The sequence below is a fragment of the Idiomarina fontislapidosi genome, assembly GCF_003226255.1.
GTDB classification, from domain to species: domain Bacteria; phylum Pseudomonadota; class Gammaproteobacteria; order Enterobacterales; family Alteromonadaceae; genus Idiomarina; species Idiomarina fontislapidosi.
The window spans coordinates 1-2,979 of the sequence record NZ_QJST01000034.1; the positions used below are offsets into that span (position 1 = coordinate 1).

A 2,979-nucleotide genomic window follows, 5' to 3' on the forward strand; every position below is an offset into this window, starting at 1 on the left:
TAAAAATTTCAATGCGCTCCATAGACACTCCTTAAAGATAGGTCTAAGCCTATCGCTTAACTAATGAGTGTCCGTTTTAAAAAGGGGCTAATACACAGAGAAACAGCCTCGCTCCATTCTTTGGATAGCTTCTATGGCCTTAGTTTCAACCGCTTTTGGCAGTACTCGGTTCTCCATTTGCCTAACGCCCGCCTAAAGCGTGTGAGGTACAAGCGTCGCCTTTGACGCGTTTGTTAAGCATTGCCTGTGACAAGCATCGAAAACCATGCCGTCTCCAAACCAAGTAGAGCTATATAAGGGAGGAATTGCCCTGCATACCGAATTCGCGTGTACGCCGGGAAGTACCACGGGTTAGTATAGCTACTCGTTAAGTGATTTTTTGCAAAAAGGTAGTCTAAGGGCGAATGATTTTCAAATCTCTGCAAGACTGCATCATACTCCTTGACCAGACTTTCATATGAACCCCCGCTTTTATCTTCATTTATGTGGCGATGAACTTTTCTAGCCAAAGAGTTCAATATCATTCCACACTGGTGCATTCGATCAGCTCTTACCGAAAAGTTGGTCATATTAAGAAGAATCGAGATCACCAGAATTACAATTGCAAGAACCACCTGAATGAAATTCGTATAATTTGAGGTAAACCGCGTCTCTAGACCAAACGACTGCAAGAGGGGAATAAAAATCAATCCCATCGAGAAGAATGTAATGGTCCATAGCGAAGCATTGTGGTGTGCCTTCAATCGGTCATTGGCAAAAAATCTACATGCGGCAGTTTTATGTATTCGGTCATACAGTTCTTCGAAATGATTTTCCTTCTGCACGATTTCTCCTAGATGCTTAACGCCAGTAATAAACTGGGCCCCGCCAAGGGAGTCCGGTGGAGGCCGAAGGCCGGAACGAATTTAATTGCCTTTTTAGAGAACTTAATTCCAAACTGACCTCATTAACTCCTAGAAAACACATTGCTAGCGTTCATCGGACGCCCGAAATCACGGTGAGCCTTCGCAGAATTTCCTAGCACCTTTACTGCTGCATCATATTTGCCCCAATGATCGCAACACTTGTCTTCTCTACTGAAGAAATGCGACTCCTCGAGGAACGCATCGCAAGCCGAGCAGTAAAATTTGGACGGATCTCCGCTTTGCTGATCACCGTGAATATAATGTCTCTGGCTCATGCCGAACCTCCTCATCTCTAACACTTGCAGCATGCGCGCCCTGGGAATGAAGCCGAAAGCGCAATGAAAAGTGCTCGCCGTGCCTGCTCTTGTCATGAACCATGCTGTCTACCGCATCTCTAGCACTGGTAGTCCATAACTGTCATGGCTATTGTGAATGCTCGGATAAAACTGATTACCGCGCACTTCATAGCATGGAAGACCATAGTCATCGACAGAATTATTCACCGTTGGGTAAACATTTTGACCTCTTATCTCGAACGCCGGCAATCCATAGTCATGCACCTCGTTGTGTACAGTTGGATAGAGCCTACTTCCGCGAATTTCGAACACGGGCAAACCGTAGTCGTACCTGTCGGCGTGAACTGTCGGATATAGTTGAGTCATCGTAATTCTCCCTTTCTTCCTTGCTCAAAACATTTATATGTTGAGCGTGCGCGCTTCGGAACTCGGTCGGTCAATAGTTTTAGATTCTAAAGCTAGCATTCCTGCCTTGAAAAACTACGAATTAGCACAAGGAATTTTTTGTTATGTCATTGACAATAAACGACTTTAATACACAACACAATCACAAAACACACAATAACGCAGAGATAAGTGTGCTGTGCCTGATTCGCTCCCGCACTTACTAATGACAAGAAGGCAAGTAACCAGCTAAGTAAGCAAAAACCTAAAGTCCGGTCCTCGCTCATAGCAGACCTTGGGCTTACTATCACCCGCTGCATACTGCCCCCTTAGCTCTCGTCTCTATGTTTTCGGCGGGAAGATGTGTCTATTAATATCAGGCCTTACCATATTCCATAATTTGAGCGAAACGAAATCGTTATGCATTTATGAATCAGGCTTAAGCGCCTTGTTATACCTATCCGAGATACTTAACAAGCACCATTGAGAAAAAAGCACCGAGAAATGCTGAAGTTACAGCAATTATTAACTCATCTTTTCTACGCTTAAAGAATGAGGGTTCTTTCTTTTTCGGTATCGTAAACACCTCTAGTGTTTTAGACATTTGGTACTTCGCAGCAGGCCAAATCATTAAAAATGAAAAACTAAAGCCGAATAATGCAAGTAACCACTCTTCATAAACAATTGCACCCATGCCAGCTAGCATCGGGACGCCAATTAATAGATTAGGGATGACACGGAAAAACTTTTTCCTATTTTTGCGAATGATATCTTTTACCTGAGCTATTAGGCCAAGTTGAATAGAACTACTTTCGCTGACATAAGCACTAATTCCGAAAGATCGCAAATCAAGAGTCACATATGGGCCACTGCCAACAATATAAATATCGTCAAACGACTTTAACTGCAATTTATCAATGAGTTCAGGGATTTCTGAAGGTTTGACATTTTCATACTCACCCGTTCTTATTGTCACTTCTTTGCAGCTATGCTCAAAAAGGCTCAAGATATCTTGTAAGTCGTTTAGGTATAGTTTTGAAGGAGGAAAGTCCTCTATTCGCTTATTACCTGTTCTCTTCATTTATTACAATCACCCCTCATGGTAAACTATTTGTTTATTTTGCGTGCTCACATTGCACTATCTTCAATTGAGTAGTTGCGAGCTTATAAGTTGCTGATTAAGCGCTCATTGTTGTCTTTTAATTGTTCTAATTTAGTAAAGTAAGTTGACTATGCTTAGTTGCATTCTACATGCGCACAATATCTAACTCTAATTTTTCATTATGTCATTGACAGTAAACCTAGATTCAACTAATAACTGCAACACTCGCTCTTAGCGTGTTGCAATTGCTCTTTAAAAATTATGTCTGGCTGAATAAAGCCCAGTGTTTTCC

Annotated in this window: 3 protein-coding genes; all 3 read right to left on the minus strand. The window is 42.1% G+C overall.

Annotated features, from left to right (window positions below):
* Positions 1-233: 233 nt before the first annotated feature.
* The 3 genes from DFP83_RS13355 to DFP83_RS13370 all read right to left on the minus strand — a co-directional run bounded on the left by DFP83_RS13355 (position 234) and on the right by DFP83_RS13370 (position 2,666).
* On the minus strand, positions 234-824 hold the full coding sequence (locus tag DFP83_RS13355) for an SLATT domain-containing protein (protein ID WP_157981584.1): 591 nt from the start codon (positions 822-824) through the stop codon (positions 234-236).
* Between the two features lie 464 nt (positions 825-1,288).
* Complete coding sequence (locus DFP83_RS13365) at positions 1,289-1,567, minus strand: hypothetical protein (RefSeq protein WP_110576565.1); 279 nt, start codon at positions 1,565-1,567, stop codon at positions 1,289-1,291.
* A 475-nt stretch (positions 1,568-2,042) separates the two neighbouring features.
* Complete coding sequence (locus DFP83_RS13370; protein ID WP_110576567.1) at positions 2,043-2,666, minus strand: hypothetical protein; 624 nt, start codon at positions 2,664-2,666, stop codon at positions 2,043-2,045.
* Positions 2,667-2,979 lie beyond the last annotated feature (313 nt).